General features: G+C 64.1%; 23 protein-coding genes and 1 pseudogene. 9 read left to right on the top strand and 15 right to left on the bottom strand.

Features of this window, described 5'->3' with window-relative positions; translation table 11 throughout:
- Nucleotides 1-44 precede the first annotated feature (44 nt).
- From HNP49_RS17615 to HNP49_RS17605, 3 genes are read right to left on the bottom strand one after another with little or no spacing between them, the layout of a single operon-like run.
- Nucleotides 45-842: an OmpA family protein gene (locus tag HNP49_RS17615; protein WP_184685582.1), complete on the bottom strand. Its 798-nt coding sequence runs from the start codon at nt 840-842 to the stop codon at nt 45-47.
- Nucleotides 842-1,192 (bottom strand): DUF4398 domain-containing protein, encoded by a 351-nt coding sequence (locus HNP49_RS17610; RefSeq protein WP_184685466.1) that lies wholly within the window; start codon nt 1,190-1,192, stop codon nt 842-844. Before HNP49_RS17610 ends, HNP49_RS17615 begins: the two co-directional genes overlap by 1 nt.
- Nucleotides 1,192-2,028: a transporter substrate-binding domain-containing protein gene (locus HNP49_RS17605; protein ID WP_184685464.1), complete on the bottom strand. Its 837-nt coding sequence runs from the start codon at nt 2,026-2,028 to the stop codon at nt 1,192-1,194. Before HNP49_RS17605 ends, HNP49_RS17610 begins: the two co-directional genes overlap by 1 nt.
- A 369-nt stretch (nt 2,029-2,397) precedes the next feature.
- On the opposite strand from HNP49_RS17605, the gene HNP49_RS17600 reads away from it, so the two are divergent.
- The gene (locus HNP49_RS17600) at nt 2,398-3,327 is read left to right on the top strand and encodes an alpha/beta fold hydrolase (protein WP_184685462.1); all 930 of its coding nucleotides are present in this window, start codon (nt 2,398-2,400) and stop codon (nt 3,325-3,327) included.
- Nucleotides 3,328-3,397: 70 nt separating this feature from the next.
- On the opposite strand, the pseudogene HNP49_RS17595 reads toward HNP49_RS17600, so the two are convergent.
- A pseudogene (locus HNP49_RS17595) lies at nt 3,398-5,132 on the bottom strand (DEAD/DEAH box helicase).
- 337 nt (nt 5,133-5,469) lie between these two features.
- Between HNP49_RS17595 and HNP49_RS17590 the strand changes: the two are divergent.
- Nucleotides 5,470-6,261: a crotonase/enoyl-CoA hydratase family protein gene (locus HNP49_RS17590; RefSeq protein WP_184685459.1), complete on the top strand. Its 792-nt coding sequence runs from the start codon at nt 5,470-5,472 to the stop codon at nt 6,259-6,261.
- Nucleotides 6,262-6,309: 48 nt separating this feature from the next.
- On the opposite strand, the gene HNP49_RS17585 is transcribed toward HNP49_RS17590, so the two are convergent.
- Nucleotides 6,310-7,074, bottom strand: a complete 765-nt coding sequence (locus HNP49_RS17585; protein WP_184685457.1) for a spermidine synthase — start codon at nt 7,072-7,074, stop codon at nt 6,310-6,312.
- A 168-nt stretch (nt 7,075-7,242) separates the two neighbouring features.
- On the opposite strand from HNP49_RS17585, the gene HNP49_RS17580 reads away from it, so the two are divergent.
- The 4 genes from HNP49_RS17580 (at nt 7,243) to HNP49_RS17565 (ending at nt 10,960) form a co-directional block, all read left to right on the top strand.
- Nucleotides 7,243-8,028, top strand: coding sequence for an SDR family oxidoreductase (locus HNP49_RS17580; protein WP_184685456.1), 786 nt, complete (start codon nt 7,243-7,245; stop codon nt 8,026-8,028).
- An 88-nt stretch (nt 8,029-8,116) separates the two neighbouring features.
- Nucleotides 8,117-8,911, top strand: a complete 795-nt coding sequence (locus tag HNP49_RS17575; RefSeq protein ID WP_184685455.1) for an ABC transporter substrate-binding protein — start codon at nt 8,117-8,119, stop codon at nt 8,909-8,911.
- 98 nt (nt 8,912-9,009) lie between these two features.
- Complete coding sequence (locus tag HNP49_RS17570; protein WP_184685454.1) at nt 9,010-10,356, top strand: class II 3-deoxy-7-phosphoheptulonate synthase; 1,347 nt, start codon at nt 9,010-9,012, stop codon at nt 10,354-10,356.
- Between the two features lie 73 nt (nt 10,357-10,429).
- Nucleotides 10,430-10,960 carry a DUF3087 family protein gene (locus HNP49_RS17565; protein ID WP_184685453.1) on the top strand — a complete coding sequence of 177 codons (531 nt, stop codon included), beginning with the start codon at nt 10,430-10,432 and terminating at the stop codon, nt 10,958-10,960.
- A gap of 49 nt (nt 10,961-11,009) precedes the next feature.
- On the opposite strand, the gene HNP49_RS17560 is transcribed toward HNP49_RS17565, so the two are convergent.
- Nucleotides 11,010-11,585 carry a TetR/AcrR family transcriptional regulator gene (locus HNP49_RS17560; RefSeq protein WP_184685452.1) on the bottom strand — a complete coding sequence of 192 codons (576 nt, stop codon included), beginning with the start codon at nt 11,583-11,585 and terminating at the stop codon, nt 11,010-11,012.
- Nucleotides 11,586-11,683: 98 nt separating this feature from the next.
- Here HNP49_RS17560 and HNP49_RS17555 point away from each other — a divergent pair, with 98 nt between their 5' ends.
- Nucleotides 11,684-12,415: an SDR family oxidoreductase gene (locus tag HNP49_RS17555; protein WP_184685451.1), complete on the top strand. Its 732-nt coding sequence runs from the start codon at nt 11,684-11,686 to the stop codon at nt 12,413-12,415.
- Nucleotides 12,416-12,449: 34 nt separating this feature from the next.
- Nucleotides 12,450-13,049: a 2-hydroxychromene-2-carboxylate isomerase gene (locus HNP49_RS17550; RefSeq protein ID WP_184685450.1), complete on the top strand. Its 600-nt coding sequence runs from the start codon at nt 12,450-12,452 to the stop codon at nt 13,047-13,049.
- A 61-nt stretch (nt 13,050-13,110) separates the two neighbouring features.
- Here the strand turns inward: HNP49_RS17550 and HNP49_RS17545 are convergent, their stop codons facing one another.
- The 4 genes from HNP49_RS17545 to HNP49_RS17530 all read right to left on the bottom strand — a co-directional run bounded on the left by HNP49_RS17545 (nt 13,111) and on the right by HNP49_RS17530 (nt 16,807).
- Complete coding sequence (locus HNP49_RS17545; RefSeq protein WP_184685448.1) at nt 13,111-14,655, bottom strand: parallel beta-helix domain-containing protein; 1,545 nt, start codon at nt 14,653-14,655, stop codon at nt 13,111-13,113.
- 1 nt (nt 14,656) lies between these two features.
- Nucleotides 14,657-15,865 carry a cytochrome-c peroxidase gene (locus tag HNP49_RS17540; protein ID WP_184685447.1) on the bottom strand — a complete coding sequence of 403 codons (1,209 nt, stop codon included), beginning with the start codon at nt 15,863-15,865 and terminating at the stop codon, nt 14,657-14,659.
- Nucleotides 15,865-16,491, bottom strand: a complete 627-nt coding sequence (locus HNP49_RS17535; RefSeq protein ID WP_184685445.1) for a c-type cytochrome — start codon at nt 16,489-16,491, stop codon at nt 15,865-15,867. Before HNP49_RS17535 ends, HNP49_RS17540 begins: the two co-directional genes overlap by 1 nt.
- 85 nt (nt 16,492-16,576) lie before the next feature.
- The gene (locus tag HNP49_RS17530; RefSeq protein WP_184685444.1) at nt 16,577-16,807 is read right to left on the bottom strand and encodes a DUF1127 domain-containing protein; all 231 of its coding nucleotides are present in this window, start codon (nt 16,805-16,807) and stop codon (nt 16,577-16,579) included.
- Between the two features lie 96 nt (nt 16,808-16,903).
- Between HNP49_RS17530 and HNP49_RS17525 the strand changes: the two genes are divergently transcribed.
- Nucleotides 16,904-17,755 (top strand): LysR substrate-binding domain-containing protein, encoded by an 852-nt coding sequence (locus HNP49_RS17525; protein ID WP_184685442.1) that lies wholly within the window; start codon nt 16,904-16,906, stop codon nt 17,753-17,755.
- Here the strand turns inward: HNP49_RS17525 and HNP49_RS17520 are convergent.
- The 5 genes from HNP49_RS17520 to HNP49_RS17500 all read right to left on the bottom strand — a co-directional run.
- The gene (locus HNP49_RS17520) at nt 17,745-18,500 is read right to left on the bottom strand and encodes a sulfite exporter TauE/SafE family protein (RefSeq protein ID WP_184685440.1); all 756 of its coding nucleotides are present in this window, start codon (nt 18,498-18,500) and stop codon (nt 17,745-17,747) included. The two genes, HNP49_RS17525 and HNP49_RS17520, sit on opposite strands and share 11 nt — an antisense overlap.
- A 61-nt stretch (nt 18,501-18,561) precedes the next feature.
- On the bottom strand, nt 18,562-19,137 hold the full coding sequence (efp, locus tag HNP49_RS17515) for an elongation factor P (RefSeq protein WP_184685438.1): 576 nt from the start codon (nt 19,135-19,137) through the stop codon (nt 18,562-18,564).
- Nucleotides 19,138-19,173: 36 nt separating this feature from the next.
- On the bottom strand, nt 19,174-20,322 hold the full coding sequence (gene earP / locus HNP49_RS17510; protein WP_184685436.1) for an elongation factor P maturation arginine rhamnosyltransferase EarP: 1,149 nt from the start codon (nt 20,320-20,322) through the stop codon (nt 19,174-19,176).
- 189 nt (nt 20,323-20,511) lie between these two features.
- Entirely contained in the window at nt 20,512-23,535 is a 3,024-nt protein-coding gene (locus HNP49_RS17505) for a calcium-binding protein (RefSeq protein WP_184685434.1), read from the bottom strand.
- Nucleotides 23,536-23,557: 22 nt separating this feature from the next.
- On the bottom strand, nt 23,558-24,664 hold a 1,107-nt coding region (locus tag HNP49_RS17500), incomplete at its 5' end, for an HlyD family type I secretion periplasmic adaptor subunit (RefSeq protein ID WP_184685432.1).

Raw genomic sequence — 24,664 nt, 5'->3', positions numbered from 1 at the left:
AAAACCCCGGCCAATGGCCGGGGTTTATCTTTCACGGTAAGCGCTCAGCGCTCCATGCCCAGCTTGCCATTGGCGTCGGAGAACACGATCTCGACCCGGCGGTTCTGCGCCCGGCCGCGACTGGAGGCATTTTCAGCCAGCGGATAGGCCTCACCGAAGCCGCGCACACTGATGCGCTGCGGGTCGATCCCCAGATCGATCAGCACATCGGCCACCGTTTGCGCCCGGTCCCTGGACAGCTGCAGGTTGAACGCCGCATCACCCTTGGTGTCGGTGTAGCCCTCGATACGCACCACCCGGCGCGGATTGTTCTGCAGGAACTGCACGAGTTTGAGCACGGTGCGGTTGGCCGACGCCTTGAGATCGGCACGGCCGGTGTCGAACAGTACATCGCCCAGGGTCATCACCAGACCGCGATCGGTTTCGGCCGCCGCCAGGGCGAACATCTGCTCGTCATCGTCACTGCCGGCCACGCTGAGCAGCTTGCTCTCGCGCAGAGTCAGCTGCAGGCGCTCCAGCTCCAGCTGCTCGCGCTGCAGGCGCTCGGCGTTGAGCGCCGCATCGGTGTGTTCGCGGGCAATCTGGCTGTAACGCTGACTGAGGTAGGCATAGTGCTGCATGTCGCCATCGCTGCCCCAGTAGCTGGACAGGCGATCGGCACGGGCCAGCGACTCGCCGGAGCGGATCACGTCCTTGGGCGCCACGCGCAATACATCGTTGTCACTCTTGACCGCCAGGAAGGCCTGCTGCGCCTGCTCCAGGCTCTGGCGGTCGTCCGGCTTGGTCGCGCAGCCCTGCAGCAGTACCGGTAGCAGCAGGACAAGGGCGTTGGCGTAACGCATCACGGCAAGGTTCCCAGTTGTTGGCGCACCCGCTTGATGCGCAGATTGATCTGTTTCAGTTCCTGTTCGCTCTTGGCCGTGAGCACCTTGGCTTCCGCCAGGCGTGCATCCAGTTCGGCCTGCTCGGCAAACTGGCGGGCACGCTTGTAGTCGGCTTCGCCCATGTTCTTCTGGGCCCGGGCAAACTTGGCCTCGGCCTGGCGCATTTCCTCCAGAGCCGGCGTGGCACCGACGGCACGCGCCTGGTCCAGGGTCTGTTCGGTCAGGCGCATCTGTTCAAGTGGCGCGGGGTCGCTGGCACAACCGCTGAGCGAGGCAGCGAGCAGGCCGAGAAGAAGAAGGTGGCGCATCACAGCGGGTTTTCCTCTGCAGCTGGTGCCTCAACCGGAGTCACCTGTTGTCCCTGCCAGCGCTCGATATTGCGCTGCAGGATGATTTCGGGGAGATCGGTGGCCAGCAGTTCGGTCATTTTCTGCGCCAGCTGGCCACGCAGGCGCGCGTCGTTACAGGCGGAGTTGTGCGACAGGGTCAGGTACAGACCCTCACTGGAAATTGGCGGTTCCAGACTCTCCAGCTGCTCCTGCATGCCCAACTGACGGGCCAGCGCCACGCTGGGATAACGCTCGTACAGCACATAGTCGACACGACCGAGCAGTAGCATCTGCAGGGCCTGGGTCAGGCTCGGCAATTGCTGGATCTGCAGCGATTGGCCAGCAAACTGATCGAAGCCCTGACCAAAGCTATTGTTAACCAGCGTCGCGCCCTGTTTGCCGACCAGATCGGCCCAGCCGCTGTAAGCAAATGACTTGCCACGCTGCGTCCAGACCACGCTGGGAGTCTCGTAGAAGGCCGGGTGGATGTAATCCATCACGCCCAGACGCGGCACCGTAAGGAAGGCACCGGCCAGCAGGTCGACGCGACCACTCCTGGCCTCTTCCTGGGCGCGGGCCCAGGTGCCAGTGTGGATCACCTCGATCGTCAGCCCCAGTTCCTTGCCGAGATGCTGTAGCAGCTCGGCATTGGCACCGATCAGTTGACCTGGGTTGGCCGGGTCACGCCACAGGTAGGGCGGATATTCCGGATTGCCGGTGGCCACCAGCTTCTCGCAGGCATCCTCTGCCTGCACCGGCAGGTTCATCAGCGCCAACAGCAATGACAACCACAACGCTTTACTGCGCATAGACATTCCCAGCTGAACCTAAGGTTGGGCAAACGGACAACACACAATCGGCCAGGGCCGACGTGCTAGTTTAGGGTCTGTTGACGTTTCGGCACAGCCGCGACGGCGCCATTTTTTGCGCACGGCAAGGCGCGAGATGCAAAGTTTAGTGCGCTAAATGAGCCATCGAGCAACACCGCCGTGCACAAAAAATGGCCCGTCCCTTCGGGTTGCGCGGCAAATGGCGCCAGCCGTCGTTGCAGGACTTGGCAAGGGAATGACCATTGCCGACGTCCTGCGCCTAGCCTGGCACCATTTGATGCAGCAACGCGGTTTGCGCCGAAACGCCAACAGACCCTATCCACCCACTACAAGAAACGGAAATAAGGAGTGCGTGTGAAAAAGCTGCTACTGACATTAGTGCTACTGCTGGCCACGGCGGGCGGCGTACTGACCCTGTCACCTACCACCCTGCTGGCCACGGTGCAGTTTGCCGAGCGCCAGCTCGCCGGCCTGAGTCTGCACAGCCAGACCGTCGGCGACCTGACCTACAGCTACTACGACGGCGGCCCGCAGGACGCGCCGGCCATCGTGATGATCCACGGCTTTGGCGCCAACAAGGACAACTGGCTACGTTTCGCTCGGCCGCTGACGGCACACTACCGGGTTATCGCTCTCGACCTGCCGGGCTTCGGTGACAGCAGCAAGCCGAGCACCATCAGCTACGACGTCGCCAGCCAGAGCGAGCGCGTGCTGGCCCTGCTCGACGCCCTGAAAATCGAGAAATTCCACGTCATCGGCAACTCCATGGGTGGCCACATCAGCGCCCTGCTCGCCGCCCGCCACCCCGAACGGGTACTCAGCGCCGCGCTGCTGGACAATGCCGGCGTGGAAGCGCCGAACAAGAGCGAGTTCTTCCGCCGCATCGAGCAGGGCGAGGCCAATCCGCTGGTCGTGAGCAAACCGGAAGACTTCCAGCGCCTGCTGGATTTCGTCTTCGTCGAGGCGCCGCCGATGCCCGCCCCGCTTCAGGAACACTTTGCCGCCCAGGCCATGGCCAACGCGCCCCACTACGAGCTGATCTTCGGCCATCTGCGTGAGCGCTACGTCCCGCTGGAGCCGGAGCTGCCAAAAATCACCGCTCCGGTGCTGCTGCTCTGGGGAGACAAGGACCGCGTGCTGGATGTATCGAGCATCGAGGTCATGAAACCGCTGCTGCAAAAACCCAGCGTGGTGGTGATGAAGGACTGTGGCCATGTGCCGATGGTCGAGCGCCCGGAAGAAACCGCCGATCACTATCTGAACTTCCTGACCCAGGCCCGATAACGCCGCCGCAGAATGACAAAAGCCCGCTCATTGAGCGGGCTTTTTGTTTTAGCGCATGACCAGCCTAGGCTTAGTCTTCGCGATAGCGGCGCAGCTTGAGCTGTTTGCCGGCCACGCGGGTGTCCTTGAGCTTGGCCAGCAGGCGGTCGAGACCCTCTTCCGGCAGTTCGACCAGGCTGAAGGTGTCACGGATCTGGATGCGACCCAGCGCCTCGCGGGACAGGCCACCCTCATTGAGGATGGCGCCCAGCAGGTTCTTCGCCTGGATGCCGTCACGCGCGCCAACACCGGCACGGCAGCGGGCACGGCCTTCGGCCACCGGCGGCATGCTGCGGCCGCGGGCACCTTCGCCATCGGCACGCGGTGCGCGTTCGCGGCGTTCGCCACTGCGCTCACCACTACTGCTGCGCTCGCGGGACCCGCTCGGTACTTCTGGCTGTTCGCGACGCACCGCGTCCAGGGTCAGGCCCTGGCCTTCGGTGAGCTTGGCCAGCAACGCGGCGGCCAGCGCCTGCGGGCTGCACTCCAGATCAGTGGCCAGCTTGGCCAGCAGTTCGCCATGGCTGGCTTCGGCGGTGGCCACCAGAGGTTGCAGCTTCTGGCTGAGGCGACGGATGCGCGCCTGCAGCACGGTCTCGGCGTCCGGCAGACGCACTTCGGCGACTTTCTGCCCGGTGACACGCTCGATCACCTGCAGCATGCGGCGCTCGCGCGGGGTGACCAGCAGCAGGGCACGACCTTCACGACCGGCACGACCGGTACGGCCGATACGGTGCACGTAGGACTCCGGGTCATACGGCATGTCGATGTTCAGTACGTGGGTGATACGCGGCACGTCGATACCACGGGCAGCCACGTCGGTCGCAATGACGATGTCCAGGCGGCCATCCTTGAGCGACTCGATCACGCGCTCGCGCTGGTTCTGGGCGATGTCGCCGTTGAGCGGCGCGACCTTGTAGCCACGGGCTTCCAGGGCGCTGGCGACGTCTAGGGTGGCCTGCTTGGTGCGGACGAAACCGATCAGCGCATCGAAGTCTTCGACTTCCAGCAGACGGGTTACGGCAGCCACTTTCTGGTCGGCATGCACCATCAGGTGAGCCTGCTCGATACGCGCTACGGTCTGGGTCTTGGCGGCGATCTTGACGTGCTTGGGCTCGCGCAGGTGCTTCTCGGCAATGGCACGGATCGAAGCCGGCAGGGTCGCGGAGAACAGCACGCTCTGACGGCTTTCCGGCAGGGCCTGGAAGATCACTTCCAGGTCATCCATGAAGCCCAGCTTGAGCATTTCGTCGGCCTCGTCGAGAACGAGGAACTGCACGGTCTTGAGCAGATCACCGTTGCGGCTGAGGTGGTCGACCAGGCGACCCGGGGTGGCCACCACGACTTGTGCGCCCATGCGCAGGGCCTTGAGCTGCGGGCCCATCGGCGCGCCGCCATAGACGGCAACCACGTTCAGGCCCGGCATCTGCTTGGAATAGGTTTCGAATGCGGTGGCCACCTGCAGGGCCAGCTCGCGGGTCGGCGCCAGAATCAGCGCCTGCGGTTCACGCTTGCTCGGATCGATCTTGGACAGAATCGGCAGGGCAAAGGCTGCGGTCTTGCCGGTGCCGGTCTGCGCCTGGCCAATCATGTCGTGGCCGGCGAGGATCATCGGGATCGCCTGGGCCTGAATCGGGGACGGCTCTTCGTAGCCAACGGCAGTCAGCGCTGCAACAACGGAAGAATGAAGGCCGAGTGCGGCAAAGCCGCCGGTTTCCTGGGTCATGGGTAATGCCTCTTTTGCAACCGCAAAACCCATGGACCAGCGCTGCGCCGCCGAAAGATCAATAGATCGCCCTGACAGCCTGGCAAGCAGATTTTGCGTATTCGCGTCTTTATGGATGAAACGTTAAGGATAGTCCGCAGGGCGGACAAACAGCCGAAGCAGCGCTTCGCGAGATCACCTGAACGGGGGCCTGATGAGGCCGGCGCGCATCATACAGGATTTTCCTGACCAATGTGCGGGTTTTTCCCTGTCCAGGGCAGATTCAGCCCGGTGGTTGGGGGGCAACGCAGTACCGTTCATCAGAATGGCAAATGGTTTGGACAAGCCCTCCCCGCTCAGGCTATATCGAGGTTTTCCCTCCGCCAAGGAACCCCAGGATGACCCAGAGTACTGCCGGCCGAGTTACCCGCGAACTGCGTGGCCATGTCCTGCTGCTCGGCCTCGACCGCGTAAGCAAGCGCAATGCCTTCGACCTTGACCTGCTCAACGAGCTGGCCCTGGCCTATGGCGAGCTGGAACGCAACGACGAGGCGCGCGTGGCGCTGGTGTTCGCCCACGGCGAGCATTTCACCGCCGGCCTCGACCTGACCCGCGTCGCCGATGCCTTCAAGGCCGGCTGGGCGCCACCGGAAGGCGGCTGCGATCCTTGGGGCGTATTCGCCGGGCCGCGCACGCGCAAGCCGGTGATAGTTGCCGCCCAGGGCTACTGCTTCACCATCGGCATCGAGCTGATGCTGGCCTCGGACATCAACCTCTGTGCCAGCAACACCCGCTTCGCCCAGATGGAGGTGCAGCGCGGCATCTTCCCGTTCGGCGGCGCCACCTTGCGCATGCAGCAGAGTGCCGGCTGGGGCAATGCCATGCGCTGGCTGCTCACCGGCGATGAGTTCGATGCCCACGAAGCCTACCGGATGGGTCTGGTGCAGGAAGTCGTGGCCACCGAGGAGCTGCTGCCGCGCGCGCTGTGGATTGCCGAGCGGATTGCCGCGCAGGCGCCGCTGGGTGTTCAGGCAACCCTGGCCTCCGCTCGCCAGGCCGTCCAGCAGGGCGAAGCCGCCGCCGCAGCGGCACTGCCGCCGGTGATGCGCCAACTGATGGCCAGCGAGGATGCCGCCGAGGGCGTGCGCGCCATGCTGGAGCGCCGGCCAGGCAACTTCCAGGGGCGCTGAAGGCACTGTCGGGCGGGATCACAGCCCCGCCCGACGCAACTCGGCCAGCTAGCTGGCCGGGCGCATCACGTCGATCAGTCCATCCAGGCTGTAGCCCAGGCGCGGCGCCAGTTGCGCCGCGCGCTTACGCAGCCCGGCAATGTCCAGTTCCTGCTCAAGGTCAGCGGGAATCAGCAGGATGACGTTGCCGTCCTTCACCGGAATTTCCCAGTAGTGACGATGGAACAGGCCTCGCAGCAGCGCGGCCCCCAGTGGTTTGCCGTCGTCAGTACCCCACTGGTTGATCACCAGCCAGCCGCCAGGATTGAGCTTCTGCTGGCAGTCTTCGAGAAAGCGCCAGGCCAGATGACCGGCCGCCGGCCCCGTATCGGTGTACAGATCGAGGAACAGCACGTCGGTGCTTTCCGCGCTGGCGAGCAATTCCAGCGCATCGCCGATGCGGATGGTCAGGCGCGGATCATCGCTCAGGCCGAGAAACTCCATGGCCAGGCGCGGCACATCCGGGCGCAGCTCGATGACTTCGACATCGTCCAGTTCCAGAAAACGCAGGCAGGCCTGGGTCAGGTTGCCGGCCCCCAGACCGAGGAACAGCGCCGTCTCGGCTCGCTCATGGCACAGCGCACCGATCAGCATGGCGCGGGTGTAGTCGTACTCCAGCCAGCTCGGGTCGGCCGTGAACACACAGCTCTGCTCCACCTCATCGCCGAACTCAAGAAAGCGGTACTCGCCGATCTCCACCACCCGCACGCGGCCATAGGCGTCCTGCACCTCGGCCAGCAGACGTTCATCCTGCAGTTTTTCCGTCACCGGCATCCCCAACTGACCATTCGTACCAACACCGCACGACCCCCGGCCGCCAATGTCATAGCCGGTGCCCTGGGGCACTCGCCGATAATATTCTGGCGGCAGCCTGCCGCAGGCGGAGCGCCAGCACAAGTTCCATTCGGCACTCCGTTGTCCCTTGCAGTCTGGATTTCAGCCATGACCACCTGCCTCATCACCGGCGCTGCCAGCGGCCTCGGCTGGGCCCTTGCCCAGGCCTGCCATGCCCGCGGCATGCACCTGCTGCTCACCGACATCAATGCCAGCCTGCTGGAGCAACGCCGCACAGAGCTGGCCAACGGCGCCGTCGTGCACATCCTTGCCGGCGACCTCTGCGACCCGCGCTTCCAGGCTGAGCTGGTCAGTGTCTGCCATCAGCGTTTCACCGGCCTCGACTGGCTGATCAACAATGCCGGCATCACCCACCGTTCGCCGACCCTGCGCACCCAGCCCGAGGTCTTCAGCAAAGTGATGGCCGTGGATTATCACGCCCCGCTGAACCTGACACTGAACGCCCTGCCTCTGCTGCAACGCAGTCGCGGCCAGGTGATCTGTATCGGCTCCATGGCGGGCTGGATGCCGGTACTCGGCCGCGCCGGTTACTGCGCCGCCAAAGCCGCGCTGAGCCAGGCCTTCGAAGTGCTGCGCCTGGAACTGGAGCGCCAGCACATCAGCCTGCTGATGGTCTACCCGAGCTTTCTCGACACCCCCATCGAACGCAACGCCCTGGGCGGCGATGGCCGACCGGCCAGCCATGCCCGCTCCACCGTGGGCCAGGTACGTGGTGCCGACTGGATGGCCGCCGCAATCGTGCGCGCTGCCGAACAGGGGCGCCGGCGACTGTTTCCCGACCGCAGCAGCCTCCTGGCCAGCCTGCTTTGGCGCCTCGCCCCTAACCTCTATCTGCGCCTGATGTCCCGGCGCTTTGCCGGGGAGCTGGACTGAGGCTGCAACACTTTGCGGCAAACCTTGCTTGGCGCACCCAGGTACGCTGGGGCATGCTCAAGCCCCCACACCAAGCAAGGATTTGCCCATGCTGCGTATGCGTTCACTGCTTCTGGCCGGCGCCTGCCTGTTTGCCGCATCACTGACTCAGGCCGCGGACAACCCGGCCACGCCCAAACCGGCGCTGGATAACAAGGTGATCCGCGTCGGCACGGCGGCCGACTACCCACCACTGACCCTGAAGAGCGAAGGGCAGGTACGCGGCATCGAAGCCGATCTGGCCGCCGAGCTGGGCAAGCGCACCGGCCACCAGTTTCAGTTCAAGGTCATCCCCTGGAGTGGCCTGTTCAACGCCGTGGAGCGCGGTGAAGTGGACATGCTGATGTCCGGCATCAGCGTCACCGCCGAACGCCAGGCCAGGGTCGACTTCACCCAGCCCTACTTCAAGCTCGGCCAGATGGCGATCATCCGCAGCGCCGATGCCGCCCGATTCGGCAGCCCGCTGCAGATTCTCCAGCCGCAGGTACGCCTGGCCTATGTCGCCGACAGCACCGGCGCGGCCTTCGCCAAGAAATTCGCTGGCATGACCACCCTCAAGGCCTTCAACTCGGTGGAACCCGCGCTGCAGGCGCTGATGAAAGGCGAAGTCGACTGCGTGGTGCACGATGCCGTCACCAGCTGGAACGTTGACAAGGATCGCCAGTACGCCAGCCTGCTCAGCCTGCACCGTCCCCTGACCGATGAGAGCCTGGCCTGGGCCGTGAGCAAGCAGCAGCCGGCGCTACGTCAGCGCCTGGACCAGGAACTGGCCGCCATGCAGGCCGATGGCACCCTGCAGCGCATCATCAATCGCTGGCTACCGGTGCGCACTACTCGCCAATAGGCCCGATTGGCTTTGGCAATGACCCCGATCGTCCCGTTGCCAGGGACGATCGGGTAACATGCGGCTCACTTTCCCTGATTCGTCGTATCGAGCCGTACATGAGCCAAACCTGGAGCCCCGAGAGCTGGAGAAGCAAGCCGATCCAGCAGCAACCACAGTACCCCGACAGCGCCAAGCTGGCGCAGGTCGAGCAGACCCTGGCCGGTTATCCGCCGCTGGTATTTGCCGGTGAAGCGCGCGAACTGCGCCGCCAGTTTGCCGAGGTCACCCAGGGTCGCGCCTTCCTGCTGCAGGGTGGCGACTGTGCCGAGAGCTTTGCCGAGTTCTCCGCCGCCAAGATCCGCGACACCTTCAAGGTGCTGCTGCAGATGGCCATCGTCATGACCTTCGCCGCCGGCTGCCCGGTGGTCAAGGTTGGGCGCATGGCCGGCCAGTTCGCCAAGCCGCGTTCGGCCAATGACGAAACCGTCGACGGCGTGACCCTGCCCGCCTACCGCGGCGATATCGTCAACGGCATCGGTTTCGACGCCGCCAGCCGCGTGCCGGACCCGGAGCGCCTGCTGCAGGCCTACCACCAGTCCACCGCCAGCCTCAACCTGCTGCGCGCCTTCGCCCAGGGCGGCTTCGCCGACCTGCACCAGGTGCACCAGTGGAACCTGGATTTCATCGGTAACTCGGCCCTTGGCGAGAAGTACAGCCAGTTGGCCAACCGCATCGACGAAACCCTGGCCTTCATGCGCGCCTGCGGCATGGACGCCCAGCCGCAGGTGCGCGAGACCAGCTTCTTCACCGCCCACGAGGCGCTGCTGCTGAACTACGAACAGGCCTTCGTGCGCCGCGACAGCCTGACCGGCCGCTGGTACGACTGCTCCGCGCACATGCTGTGGATCGGCGACCGCACCCGTCAGCTGGATGGCGCCCATATCGAATTCATGCGCGGCATCGAGAACCCCATCGGGGTCAAGGTCGGCCCGAGCATGGACCCGGACGAGCTGATCCGCCTGATCGACTGCCTCAACCCGGACAACGACCCAGGCCGCCTCAACCTGATCGTGCGCATGGGCGCCGACAAGGTCGAGCAGCACTTCCCGCGCCTGCTGCGCAAGGTGCGCGATGAAGGACGTCAGGTGCTGTGGAGCAGCGACCCGATGCACGGCAACACCATCAAGGCCAGCAGCGGCTACAAGACCCGCGACTTCGCACAGATCCTCAGCGAGGTGAAGCAGTTCTTCCAGGTCCACCGCGCGGAGGGCACGGTGGCCGGCGGCATCCACATCGAGATGACCGGGCAGAACGTCACCGAGTGCATCGGCGGCGCCAGGCCGATCACCGAGGATGGCCTGTCGGATCGCTACCACACCCACTGCGACCCGCGGATGAACGCCGACCAGTCGCTGGAGCTGGCCTTCCTCATCGCCGAGACGCTGAAACAGGCGCGCGCCTGAGTCGCCTGAGCAGCACGCAAAAGGGAGCCGAGCGGCTCCCTTTTTCCTGAAAGCATCACCGGAGCTACTGGCTATGTCCTTCACCCTGCAACCGATGAATCCCGAAGCCTACCGCCGCGACACCCGGCGCATCACGCTGATCATCATCTCGGTTTTCGTCCTGCTGGCCATGCTGTTCTCTACCCTGGCCGTGCAGCTGTTCGGCCAGCCTGGCGGCGACAACTTCCGCCTTAACCTGGGCGGCGTATTGCTGGGCGTACTGCTGACCATCACCCTGGTGCGTTTCAAACTCTGGGCACTGCCCTGGATGGCGCCGGCGGTGTATGGCTGGCGCCTGAAGCGCAGCCTGATGAGCATCACCAACGTCATGCACCATGTGACGGCGGGCGTTGCTGCGGAGAATCCGGCCGCGCTCAGGCTGCAGCGCTTCTACCACCTGGGTGTGACCCAGATGCACCAGCTGGACGGCAACTCCAGCGCCCTAAGCCAAATGGTGCACGAGATCGATCAGCACAAGGCACGGCTCGAAACCCTCGGTATACCCACCGAGTTCGATACCCTGGAGCCCGAGTGGTTGGCGCAGGTGCGGCAGATCCCCGTTTAACGGGATGCAGCGAAACAACAACGGGACCCGCGGGTCCCGTTTTGCGTTATCAATCCGCCGTCGCGGACAGCAATCGGTTGACCAGTGCGCGGCTGGCGTCCAGCACCTGCTCCTGCACGCTCTCGCGGGCCAGCATGCGCGCCACCACCAGCGCGCCGACGCACTGGGCCAGCAGCGCCCAGGCCAGCTCACCGTCACCGTCACCGAGAATCCCGGCCCAGGCCTGTTGGATCTGGCACAGCCAGTGCTCGGCCTCCTCGCGCACAGCGGGCTCGGCGCGGGCGATCTCCGCGCCGAGGGCCGGGATGGCGCAGCCCGTCTCGGGGTTGTGCAGGTGTGCCAGGCTCAGGTAGCGCTCCAGACAACGCTGCAGCTTGTCGCGCCCGGCGCCTTCGGCCTGGCTCAGCAGGGCGATCGGGCTGTGCGACAGCTCGCGGCGGACGATCTCGCTGAACAGATCATTCTTCGACGGGAAGTGGCTGTAGAAGGCGCCGCCAGTCAGGCCGATGGCCTTCATCAGGCCGTCGACGCCGGTGGTGGCGAAGCCGCCGGCCTTGGCCAGCGCGCCGCTGCTGTGCAGCAGCTTCTCGCGGGTCTGTTGCTTGTGTTCGGCCGAGTAGCGCATGCCCTGTCCGCTCCTGACACTTGACGATGCCGGCAGCATAGCATAGCGTTCGTTTACCTAACGACCGTTTAATCTATTGATCACCCAGAGAGCCTGCCATGTCCGAATCCAAGAAAGTCGTGCTGGTCATAGGAGCCGGCGACGCCACCGGCGGCGCCATCGCCAAACGCTTTGCCCGCGAGGGCTACATCGCCTGCGTCACCCGGCGCAGTGCCGACAAGCTCAAGCCGCTGGTGGACGAGATCATCGCCGCCGGCGGCCAGGCCCACGGCTTCGCCTCGGATGCGCGCAAGGAAGAGGACGTCGCCGAGCTGGTGGAAACCATCGAGCGCGACATCGGCCCCATCGAGGCATTCGTTTTCAACATCGGCGCCAACGTGCCCTGTAGCATCCTCGACGAGACCGCGCGCAAGTACTTCAAGATCTGGGAGATGGCCTGCTTCGCCGGCTTCCTCACCGCCCAGGCCGTGGCCCGACGGATGGTCACGCGCCAGCGCGGCACCATCCTGTTCACCGGCGCCACCGCAGGATTACGCGGAGCGGCGGGCTTTGCCGCCTTTGCCGGGGCCAAGCACGGCATTCGCGCCCTGGCCCAGAGCATGGCGCGTGAGCTGGGGCCACGCGGCATCCATGTCGGCCATGTGGTGGTCGACGGCGCCATCGACACCGCCTTCATCCGCGACACCTTCCCCGACATCTACAAGCGCAAAGACCAGGACGGCATCCTCGATCCCGTGCATATCGCCGACAACTACTGGCACCTGCACGCACAGCCGCGCGACGCCTGGACCTTTGAGCTTGACCTGCGTCCCTGGCAGGAAAAATGGTGATCCGCCCTTCCCCTTTCGCAATGGAGCAGCACCAATGAGCAAGACCGTGGAATTCTTCTTCGACTTCGGCAGCCCGGCCAGCTACCTGGCCTGGACTCAGCTGCCGGACCTGTGCGCCCGCCACGGCGCCGAGCTGCGCTTTCGCCCCATGCTGCTGGGCGGCGTATTCCAGGCCACCGGCAACGCCTCGCCGATCAGCGTGCCCGCCAAAGGCCGCTACACCCTGATCGACTTCCAGCGCTTCGCCCGCCGCTATGGCGTGGCCTTCTCGCTCAACCCGAACTTCCCGATCAACACCCTGACGCTGATGCGCGGCGCGTGCGCCTACCAGCTTCGCGCGCCTGGGCAGTTCGAGACCTATGTGAGGGCGATGTTTGAGGCGCTCTGGACCCGGCAGCGCAACCTGGCCGATCCCGCCGTGGTGAATGAGGTGCTGACCGAGGCCGGACTGGATGCCCAGGCCTTCGCCGCCTGGGTGGCCGAGGACGAGGTCAAGGCCGCGCTCAAGGCCGCCACCGAGGAGGCCGTCAAACGCGGCGTGTTCGGCGCGCCGACCTGCTTCGTCGGCGGAGAGATGTTCTTCGGCCAGGATCGCCTGGACTTCGTCGCCGAGGCGCTGGCCCAGGCCGACTGACCACGAGTCCGCGGAATGCAAAACGGGGCCCGCAGGCCCCGTTCTTGTTCATGCTCGGCGCTTATTGGTTCTGGTTCAGCGCCTGATCATGGAAAATTCCATGGTTATCCACGCCCAGCATGAACTTGGCCACGGCCAGGCGTTCGGCCTCGGACAGGTAGTCCTGCGCCGGCATGGCCGGGTAGTCCTCGCGCTTCTTCACCGGCTTGGCGATGTACTCGGCGATGCCCTGCGGGTTGTCCATGTACAGCGCCTGGATGGTTTCCACCGGCGGGCCGATCATGCGCATGCCATAGGCATGGCAGCCGGTGCACACGCCGAAGTAAGTCAGCTTGCCCTTGTCCAGCTCGGTGATCTCGCGCGGCGGCACCGGCTCCGGCAGCAGCCGGGTGACCACGTCGGCGGTGGTGGAAAAGCCACAGGTGCCATAGTCCTTGAGGCCGATGGTCACATGCTGCTCGCGGTTGAGGATGCAGCTCTCACGGCTGTTACCGATGTTGACGATATCGACGTTGCCGCTGGTCAGCGTCGCCACCTTGAGCGCCTTGATCTCGTCGATCGGCTCATGGCCGTTTCCAAACATCACGTTGTTGAGGATCGCCACCTTGTCCGACTTCGGATCGGTTTCCGGGTCGCGGGTGATGTTCGGGAAGCTATCGTGGTCGGTGATGATGATCGCGGCGTTCTTGTTGCCGGAGATGATGTTGTTCTCCAGGGTCACCTCGTCGGCGGCCATGATCACCACGCCGGTGCCGGACGGCACGCCGGAAACCATGGAGCCCGGCGCGCCGAAGTTCACATGGTTGTTATCGGTGATGAAGTTGTTGCGGATGATCAGATCAAAAGTGGTCTTGATCGGCAGACCCGGGGTGATGAAGGTGAGGATGCCGCCGGCGTTGTCGTAGACCTTGTTGTTCTCGATCACGCCGTGGCGCGAGTTCTCGAACTCGATGCCGGCCACGCTGGCGTAGACCTCGTTGTTGTTGACGTGAACGTTGTCGCTCATGCCGACGTAGATGGCCGCGTCCTCGATACCGCTGACGATGTTGTTGCTGATCAGGCCGTTCTTGCCCAGCTGCGGGAAGATGCCGTACACGCCGGTGTCGACGATGCGGTTGTTGCGGATCAGGAAGTTGTTGCCCGCCTGGCCCATGATCGCGTTGCCCTTGTAGTGGGTGATCAGCAGGTTCTCGACGGTGATGTTGTTGCCCGAGTAGAGAATGGCGTCGTTGAGCTTGCGCTCGCCTTCCATGATCGGCCACTGACCCTGCTCGATCACGCCAGTGATCAGGATGTCGTCCTTGTCGATGTACACGGTTTCCTTGTAGGTGCCCGGGAACACGCGGATCACATCGCCCGGCTTGGCGGCGCGCACGGCGGCCTGGATGGAATCGCCCGCCTTGACCTCGATGACCTGGCCCTTGCCGCTGGCACCCACGCTCTTGGCCAGCGCACCGACCGCAGCGGTCTTGTTGTCCGACTTGGCGTAGCGATCGGCGCCGCCGACGATGGTGGCGCTGTTATCGCCGCCCAGCTGCGCTCCCAGGAAAACGCCGCCTCCCAACAAGGCGGCGGCAATCGCCACGCTCAACAGTTTCTTGGCCATTTTATTCTCCGGTTGGTTCGTTCTTGTTATGAGTGGTCGAAGCGATCCGTGCCTGCAAGGCCGGTGGAACCCGACCGACTGGCGCCAGGCCGGATGGGACCTGCGCCGGAATGGCCGGGGTGAAGGATTCATCGGTCAGGGCGCGCATGAAGTCCACCAGGCGGTCGAGCTCGTGCTCGGCCAGCTTGGGCTCCCAGATGTGCCAGTGCAGCTGGACCCGGCCCTTCTCTTCCTCGGGCAGCGCGTGACCGCGGCCCTTGGTGTAGAACTCGGCGGCGTCGCGCAGCGTGGTGAAGCTGCCCGAATGCATGTAGGGCGCGGTCTGCGCCACGTTGCGCAGCGACGGCACCTTGAAGCCACCGCGCCAGTCCGGGTTGTCGAAGGGAACCTGGGCGCCCGGATCGAACGGCCGGCCATCCGGCTCGGGCACGCCGATCACGGCGATCTGCTGGTTGGTGAACAGCGGCGGCGTATGACATTCCGAGCAGCGCGCGACAAACGAGCGGTAGACGTTGAAGCCTTCCAGTTCCTGGGCATTGAGCGCATCGGGCGAGCCGTGGGCGTAGCGGTCGTAGGGGCTGTTGAGCGAGATCAGCGAGGTCTGGAAAGCCGCCAGCGACAGGTAGAGCTGATCCAGCGTCACCACGTCCTGCTTCGGGTAAGCCTCGGCGAAGAGCCGGCGATACTCGGCGCTGGCGTTCAGCCGCTCCAGCAGCAGCTCGGGGCTGGCGGCCATCTCCACCGGGGAAAACAGCGGGCCGGTCATCTGCTCTTCCAGCGAGCCCGAACGGGCATCCCAGAAGAAACGGGTGAGGAAAGCCATGTTCCACAGGCTCGGCGCCGCCCGCTGGTTTTCCGCGCCATTGGCGCCGATGCTGCGTTTCAGGCCATCGGCAAAGCCCAGCTTGGGATGGTGACAACTGGCGCAGGACTGGGTCTGGTCGCCCGACAGCACCGGGTCGAAGAACAGGTGCCGGCCCAGATCGATCTGCTGCGGGCTGAAACCTTCGCGATGGGCCGGCAATGCGGTCTGCAGGCCACCGACGCCACGTTCGTAGAGCGAATCGTACTGGTCATAGCGCGTGTGCAGCTTGCAGGTGTTCTCGGCGCTAGTCTCGAAGCCGGCCGGGCAGACATCGGCCAGCTGGATAGGCGCCTGCGCCCAGCCCAGTAAAGGCCAGCCCAGCAGAACAAGAAACAGGTGACGCATCACTTGGCGCCCAGACTGTTCAGGTGCGCGAGGATGTCGATCAGCTCGGCCTCGTTGACGGTGCCGGCCATCAGCTTCATCTGCTTGCCGAAGCGGTCGGCCGCATCGTAGCCGCGCAGGCCGCTGCGGAAATGCTCGACCTGGGTTTTGAGGTAGGCATCGCCCACGGTAGTCAGGCGCGGCGCACTGAACGCCGGATTGCCCTCGCCCTGGCCTCCATGGCAGGCGCCGCACTTGGACTGGTAGAGCTTGGCTCCCTGGGCCGCATCACCTTGCACGCTGGCCGCCACCTGGGGCAGCGGCAGGCTGGCGAGGTAGGCCGCCACATTCGCTACCGCTGCGTCATCGGCCAGGGCCTTGGCCATTGGCGCCATCTGCGCACCACCGGCGTCGCCGGCTTTGGCGCCGCGCTGACCATCACGAAACTGTGTCAGCTGGCGCTGCAGGTAATCGGCCTGCTGACCGGCCAGGGCCGGGGCCTGCAGCGCCGGATTGCCCTCGGCCTTGGCGCCGTGACAGGCCACGCAGGTGGCGGCGAAGAGTTTCTCACCGACCGCCGCATCGGCAGCCACGGCAAACGGACTGAACAACATGAACATCGACAGGCAGACAATCGGGGCTTTCATGCAGGCATCACCAGGTACTTTCTCGTTATGCCCTGAGAATATCTGGCACCATAGTACCAATCAAGCCCCTAACCGCAGTTTCTACCTAGTCATTGCGAGGCTCGTCCCAGAACGGCCGCTCGCTTTCCTGCCAGGCATCGGCCCGCGACAGGCCGATGTCCTTGAGTGCCGCATCGGACAGCGCCGCCAACTGCCGACGCTGCTCGGCCAGCTGCCACCAGCGCCGCAACTGCGACCATGCCCTGCGCCACAATGGCGCCGACTGCGCCTTCTCCAGCCCACCAACCTGCACGAAACCCTGCTGTCTGCTGTTCATCGCCATGCCCTCCATCGGGTATGGCGTCAGTGTCGCCAGGGCGATAGCATCAATCCAACGAATGTTCGTTATGCCACTCATCTCAGGAATTGATGCATGAGCCATCCCAGCATCGACAGCGAGCTGCTGCGCAGCTTCGTCGCCATCGCCGACCACGGCAGCTTCACCCGCGCCGCCAACATAGTGAACCGCACCCAGTCGGCGGTCAGCATGCAGATGAAGCGCCTTGAGGAAGACGTGCTCAAGCGCCCGCTGTTCGAGCGCGAGGGGCGCGGCGTGCAGCTGACCGCCGAGGGCCAGCTGCTGCTGGGCTACGCGCGGCGCATCCTCAAGCTCCAGGGCGAAGTCTTCACCAGCCTGCGCCAGCCGCACATGGTCGGCGCGGTGCGCATCGGCACCCCGGACGACTACGTGATGCGTTTTCTGCCGGGCATCCTGGCGCGCTTCTCCCAGGCCTATCCGCTGGTGCAGGTGGAGGTGCACTGCGAGCCGTCCTACCAGCTGCTGCAACGCCAGGACCTGGACCTGTCCATCGTCACCCGCCAGCCGGGCGACGAGATCGGCCAGTTGCTGCGCCAGGAACGCTTCGTCTGGGCCCAGGCACGCGGCCAGGACCTCTACGAGCGCAACCCGCTGCCGCTGGCGATGTTCAGCGCCGGCTGCTTCTGCCGCGCCTGGGCCTGCAACGCGCTGGACGCCAGCGAGCGGCCCTACCGCATCGCCTACTCCAGCCCCAGCCTGTCGGCGCTGATGGCCGTGGTCAGCGCGGGCCTGGCCATCACCGCGCAGCTGGAGAGTATCATCACCCCGGACCTGGAGATCCTCGGCAACCGCCACGGCCTGCCGGAGTTACCGGCCACCAGCATCGTGCTGGTGCGCAACCCGGCCAGCCAGTCGCCGGTCACCGAGACCCTGGCCGAACAGATTGTCGAAGGCTTCAGGCTATGACAGCCAGCCCCACCGCACAGACCAGCAGGAAGCCGCAGAACAGCTTGCGCAGCAGACGATCGGGCAAGGCATGGGCCAGCTTCACCCCCCAGCTGATGCTCAGCAGCCCACCAATGGCCAGCGGAATGCCCATGCTCCAGTTGACCTCGTCATGGGCGGCATAGGTGACCAGCGTCACCGCCGTGGCCGGCAGCGCCAGGGACAGCGACAAACCCTGGGCAACGACCTGGGAAACGCCAAAGATCGCGGTCAGGCTCGGCGTCGCCAGTACCGCGCTGCCCACGGCAAACAGCCCGCCCAGCAGGCCGGACAGCCCCCCCAGAACACTCAGCCAAGGCCACGGATAGCGCAGCCCCTGACCCGCGGCCGGCAAGGGCCGGTACAGACGCCACAAATTGAACAGGGCCAGCGCCAGGAGGAAGCCGACGAAGGCATAGCGCATGCTGCGGGCATCCAGCTGCAGCGCCAGCAGCGATGCCAGCCAGGCGCTTAACAGGCCGGAGAGTCCCAACGCCAGCGCATGGCGATGGTCGATCGGGTTGTGCTGGTGATAGCGCCACAAGGCCAGCAGCACATTGGGCACCACCATCACCAGGGCCGTGCCCTGGGCCAACTGCTGGTCCAGGCCGAACAGAATGCCCAGTGCCGGAATGGCAATCAGTCCGCCGCCTATGCCGAACAGTCCGCCAATGGTGCCGAGCAAGGCACCCAGCAACACATGCACACCAGCCGTGATCAGATCCATTGTTCTCTCGCTACAAACACAAAGCCCGGCACTAGGCCGGGCTCTGGAGACACGCGATGACTTAGGCCTGCGGAGCCTGAGTACGGCCCTTGTAGGAACCGTCGCGGGTGTCGATTTCGATCCAGTCGTCGATGTTGCAGAAGTCTGCAACCTTGACTTCGGTACCGTTGGCCAGCTTGGCCGGCTTCATTACCTTGCCGGAAGTATCGCCACGGGCGGAGTTCTCGGTGTAGGTGATCTGACGCACGATGGTGGTCGGCAGGTCAACGGAGATCACTTTGCCTTCGAAGAACACGGCTTCGCAGACGTCAGTCATGCCTTCTTCGATGAACGGCAGAACGCTTTCCAGGTCTTCGGCGCGCAGCTCGTAGGAGTTGTACTCCGGGTCCATGAAGACGTAGTCGTCACCGCTGATGTAGGACAGGGTCACTTCCTTGCGCTCAAGGATGACCGGCTCCATCTTGTCGTCGGCCTTGTACACGGTCTCGGTCTTGGAGCCGTTGATCAGGTTCTTCAGCTTCATCTTGACGATGGCGCTGTTACGACCGGACTTGGTGAATTCAGCTTTCTGGATGAGCCAAGGATGACCGTCGATCAGAGCGACGCTGTTGGCCTTCATTTCTTGTGCGGTTTTCATACGAAATATCCGGGATATAGATGGAGGTACGAATTTCTAGGCCGCGCATGATAGCGAATTTCGGTAAAACTGCGCCAGAGCCGTCGCAAGATCAGGATAAGCGGCCTTCCGGGCGCTCCATTGGCGGGCGTGCTCGGCCAGCTCCAGCCAATGCGGCTGCAGCACCTGCCAGGCCGGGCCCATGCCCTGCCCCGCATTCCAGGCCCGCCACAATCCGAGCAACGCCAGTGCCGCCGGCTCGCTGAGCCCCTCGACATACAGCCCCAGGAATGCCTCCAGCTTGTCCCAGTGCGCATCCTCCGCCTGCTGGTAGATGTGCCAAAGCAGTGGCCGCGCCGCCCACTGCGCACGCACGAAGGAATCCTCGCCGCGCACCGCATTGAAATCGCAGCACCACAGCAGCCGGTCGTAATCGCCCTGCTCCATGAAGGACAGCAACTGTACCTGCAGGCAACCGCGCTGCCAGACCTGCCCAGGCTGCATCGCCGCCACACCCAGCCAATCCTGCAGCTGCGCCTGGATGCGCCCCTGCGGCACCAGCAACTGCACTGCCTCCTCGCCACCGGCCATGGCCTCCAGCCATTCGCCGAGCCCGGTATTTTCATAGGCAAACAGCGAGATCAGTCGCGCCCCGGCCTGCAGCGTGACGCCTAGGCGTTCGAGAAAGGCTGTACGCGCGGCCACGTCAGCCTGCAACGCATCACGACACGCCAGCAGATCGCCCTCACGCAACAGGCCGCCGGTCCCTTCGGTAAAGCCGGGAAAGAAAAAGAACTTGCGCAGGCCGGAAGGCTGCGGCGACGGCAGCGCGTGACAGCCCGCCACCCAATCCTCGGCGCTGAGATACTCCAGATTCAGCCACAGCGGCGGGCGCGGCTGGGCAGCCATGGCCGCGATAAAAGTAGCCGGCAGCTCACAGGCAAAGGCCTCGATCACCACCTCGCCCGGCACAACGTCGGCGGTCGCCTCAACCGTCCAGGCACGCACCTCGACCCCCTCCAGCCACTGCTGCGGCTCTGTCAGCGAGGTGGCAGGACACAACGGCTGTAATGAGCGCAGATCATCCACCCACAAGCGCACCGCCACGCCCTGCTCGGCCACCAGTTGGCGGGCCAGACGCAAGGTCACGCCGATATCGCCGTAGTTGTCCACCACCGCACAGAAGATGTCCCACTGCCCCGCCATAACCTGCTCTCGTCAATCGTTGAGGGGCCGATTGTGCATCAGCCGTGGAGCAAATACCGATAGGAACAGCGCAGGTTTAATTATTAGCGGCTGTGCGCTCGTACGATGATTAATTACCTCGACCGATAACAGAAAAACACCGGCACTGAGGCCGGTGTTCTTATTGACATAGAAAGAGCAGTTTCAGGCTTACTGCCAGCTAGCAGCCAGTACAACATCCAACTGCTGGCGCTGCTCGGTTGTCAGAGCAACACTGCCTCCCGGTGGCACACCGAAACCGGCCATGGCGTTGACCAGCGACTGCACCTGGCTCTCCACCAGCTGCTTGCCGTCGGCCAACTGAATCACCTCCAGCCTGGCCGAGGAGCGGCTGTACCAGTCGGCAATGCGCACCTGATCCTGAGCATCCAGCGAACGGATGACCAGATCGTTGGCCGAACGCTCCAGCCAGAGATCGTCGGCGTCGATGCTGTCGCCTATCTCCAGGCGATCGACCGCGCCAGCGATGCTGCCGCTCTCCCGAACCAGATCGAGGCCATCACCCAGGTTGAAGCGATAGGTGTCGCTGTTGTGGCTGCCCTGCAGGGTGTCGTTGCCGGCACCGCCTTCGAGGTAATTGCTGAGGGCGGCCGAGCCGACCTTCAGCAGGTCATTACCATCGCCGCCGACCAGGTGATTCCAGTTACCGGCACCCGCATCCAGCACATCATCGCCGCCCCAGCCATACATCTGCTCACTGCCGGCCCAGCCCACCAGGCTATCAGCACCCTCGGTGCCGTGACTGTTCATGGCCCAGGCGTCGAAATGGCGCTGATCCAGAACGGTCCGTTCACCACTCTCATGGAAGGCGATCTGCTCCAGCGAACTTCCAGCGGAGAAGGTCGCAGCCGAGGTAGTGCTGCTGAAGAAGTTGCTGACCACCACCTTGTCCGCGCCATTGCGATAGACGATTTCCAGGTTGCGACCGGCCTTGACCATGTCCAGCCCCGCGTAATCGACATTCAGCTCCAGCACATCCACCGCGCCGCTGTTGTTGCGCAGCTCATTGATGACATCCACGCCATCGCCAGCGCCGAAGAAATAGGTGTCGCCGTTGTAGCTGCCATTGAGGGTGTCGTTGCCAGCACCGCCCTCGAAGCGGTTGTCGACTGCGCTTGAGGTGACCTTGAGCAGGTCGTTGCCGGCACCACCGCTCAGGGAGTTCATCCCCGCGCCGGCATCCAGCACATCATTGCCGCCTTCGCCATACATGTGGTCGTTACCGGACCAGCCCACTAGGCTATCGACTCCCTCGGTGCCACGACTGGCAAAGCCCCACTCTGCCAACAGGGGTTGCTCCACCACATTTGATTCCCCTTGCCCCCAGAAGACGATCCGTTCCAGAGCACTGGCGGTCGAAATGCTCGCCGAGGCAGTAGTACTGCTGAACCAGTTGTTCACCACCAACTTCTCATCACCGTAGTGGTGAACGACTTCCAAATTGCGCCCAACCTTGCGCCACTCGACTTCACCGAGACTAAAGGACAGCTGCAACTCATCCATCGAGCCGCTGTTGCTGCCCAGCTCGTTGATGACATCGACGCCATCGCCCCAGCCAAAGACGTAGGTATCGCTGTTGTAGCTGCCATTGAGGGTGTCGTTGCCGGCGCCACCCTCGAAGCGGTTGTCGACTGCGCTTGAGGTGACCTTGAGCAGGTCGTTGCCGGCACCACCGCTCAGGGAATTCATCCCCGCGCCGGCATCCAGCACATCATTGCCGCCTTCGCCATACATCTGGTCGTTACCGGACCAGCCCACCAGGCTATCGACTCCCTCGGTGCCACGACTGGCAAAGCCCCACTCTGCCAACAGGGGTTGCTCCACCACATTGGGTTCCCCTTGCCCCCAGAAGACGATCCGTTCCAGAGCACTGGCGGTCGAAATGCTCGCCGAGGCAGTAGTACTGCTGAACCAGTTGTTCACCACCAACTTCTCATCACCGTAGTGATGAACGACTTCCAAATTGCGCCCAACCTTGCGCCACTCGACTTCACCGAGACTAAAGGACAGCTGCAACTCATCCATCGAGCCGCTGTTGCTGCCCAGCTCGTTGATGACATCGACGCCATCGCCCCAGCCAAAGACGTAGGTATCGCTGTTGTAGCTGCCATTGAGGGTGTCGTTGCCGGCGCCACCCTCGAAGCGGTTGTCGACTGCGCTTGAGGTGACCTTGAGCAGGTCGTTGCCGGCACCACCGCTCAGGGAGTTCATCCCCGCGCCGGCATCCAGCACATCATTGCCGCCTTCGCCATACATCTGGTCGTTACCGGACCAGCCCACCAGGCTATCGACTCCCTCGGTGCCACGACTGGCAAAGCCCCACTCCGCCAACAGGGGTTGCTCCACCACATTGGGTTCCCCTTGCCCCCAGAAGACGATCCGTTCCAGAGCACTGGCGGTCGAAATGCTCGCCGAGGCAGTAGTACTGCTGAACCAGTTGCTCACCACTACCTTCTCTTCGCCGTTGTGATTCACAACCTCCAGATTGCGCCCAACCTTGCGCAGCTCGACGTCACTGGCACTAAAAGACAGCTGCAGCTCATCCACAGCGCCGCTATTGCTGCCTAGCTCGTTGATGACGTCCACTCCGTCACCCCAGCCAAAAATGTAGGTATCGCTGTTGTAACTGCCCTGCAAAATGTCATCGCCGCCCCCACCATCGAAGATGTTATCGGTGGCAGAAGCGCTGACCCTCAACCAGTCACCACCATCGCCACCCTCCATCCAATTGGTGCCCGCACCAGCGTCAAGCACGTCGAATCCATTTCCACCCTGCATGAGGTCTTTACCTGACCATCCAACAAGGGTGTCATTAGCATCGCTGCCCAGGCTGAAAATACCGCGTTCAGCGATATCCGCCTGAGTCCAGCCCCCCCCCTCGAAGAACTCGACACGTTCCAGGGTGCTGCTACTGGAAAACGTTGCTGAAGTCGTAGTGCTACTGAACCAGTTGCGCACAATCACTCGATCAGTGCCATTAAAGTGAGCAAAGTGAAGATCGCGCCCAACCCTAACGAGTTGAAGCTCCCAAGGAGAAACCCCCTCGCCGAAACGCAGCACATCCTCGGCGCCCGGATTGTTGGTCACTTCGTTGATGACCAGCTCACCGTCACCCAGGTTGAACTGGTAGGTATCGCCGTCCGCACTGCCCTGAACCATCCTTACGTCAGACATCGGTCTTCTCCTTGGTAGCTAACTATCTTTCCGACAGGCTCTCTTCCTGATACTCCCTGAGCGGGCTCAGGAAGTAGTCGATCACCTTGCGCTTGTCCGTCTTCACTTCCGCGCGCACCGCCATGCCCGGCGACAGTGCGATCCACTGCCCGCCCACCTGGATGCGGCTGTCTTTCAGCTGGATGCGCGCGCTGTACACCAGGCCGAGCTTCTCGTCCTCGATGGCGTCGTTGGAGATGCTCATCACGGTGCCGTGCAGCACGCCGTACTTGGTGAAGGTGAAGGTCTCGACCTTGATCTCCACCTCCTGTCCTGGGCGCACGAAGCCGATGTCCTTGTTTTCCAGCATGGCTTCCACTTCCACCGGCTGGTCCCTGGGCACAATGACCATCAGCGGCTGGGCCTCGGTGACCACGCCGCCGGGGGTATGGATGGCCAGCTGCTGTACAGTGCCGTCCACCGGAGCGGTCAGACGGGTCAGGCGGTCGCGCTGGCGGGCCTTGGCCAGTTCCTGGGCCAGGGCGGTGGCGCGCTGTTGGGCCTCGTGCTGCAGGTCGAGCATGGCGCGGCGGGTCTGGGCGATCACGCCCTGGCGGCGGCGTTCGGCTTCCAGCCTGGCGGCCTTGAGTTCGAGCACCCGAGCCTGCTGGATGGCCAGTTCGCGCTCCTGATCCAGGCGCCGCTGTTCGCGCTCCAGGTAGGCGTGCTTGCTGACGATGGCCTTGTCCAGCAGGCGCTTGTAGTCCTCGGACAGCTGGCGGGTGATGGGCAGGGACTCCTGCAGCTTGGCCACCCAGGCCTGGGCGGCCTGGATCTCGGCCTGGCGCTGGGCGATCTCGGCCTCGCCCTGCTGCAGAGCGCTGCTCAGTTCCAGGTACTGCCCCTGCAGCCAGGTCTGCGCCGAAGCCTGCTGCTCGGCGCTGGCCTGGGGCATGCGGCTGGCCAGCGGCGCCGGCGGCCGACTGGTGTCTATGGCTTCGAGCAGGGCGCCGGCGCGGGCGACGTCGACCTGGGCGGCGAGCAGGTCACTGTCCAGGCGCTGCACGTCGGCGCCGGTGATCTGCGCATCCAGTTCCACCAGCAGGTCGCCGGCCTTCACGGCCTGACCGTCCTCCACCTGGATGGCCTT

The sequence above is a fragment of the Pseudomonas fluvialis genome (assembly GCF_014207935.1).
Classification (GTDB): domain Bacteria; phylum Pseudomonadota; class Gammaproteobacteria; order Pseudomonadales; family Pseudomonadaceae; genus Aquipseudomonas; species Aquipseudomonas fluvialis_A.
The sequence above is the reverse complement of the archived record's forward strand: the minus strand, read 5'-3'. Positions and strand labels throughout refer to the sequence as shown.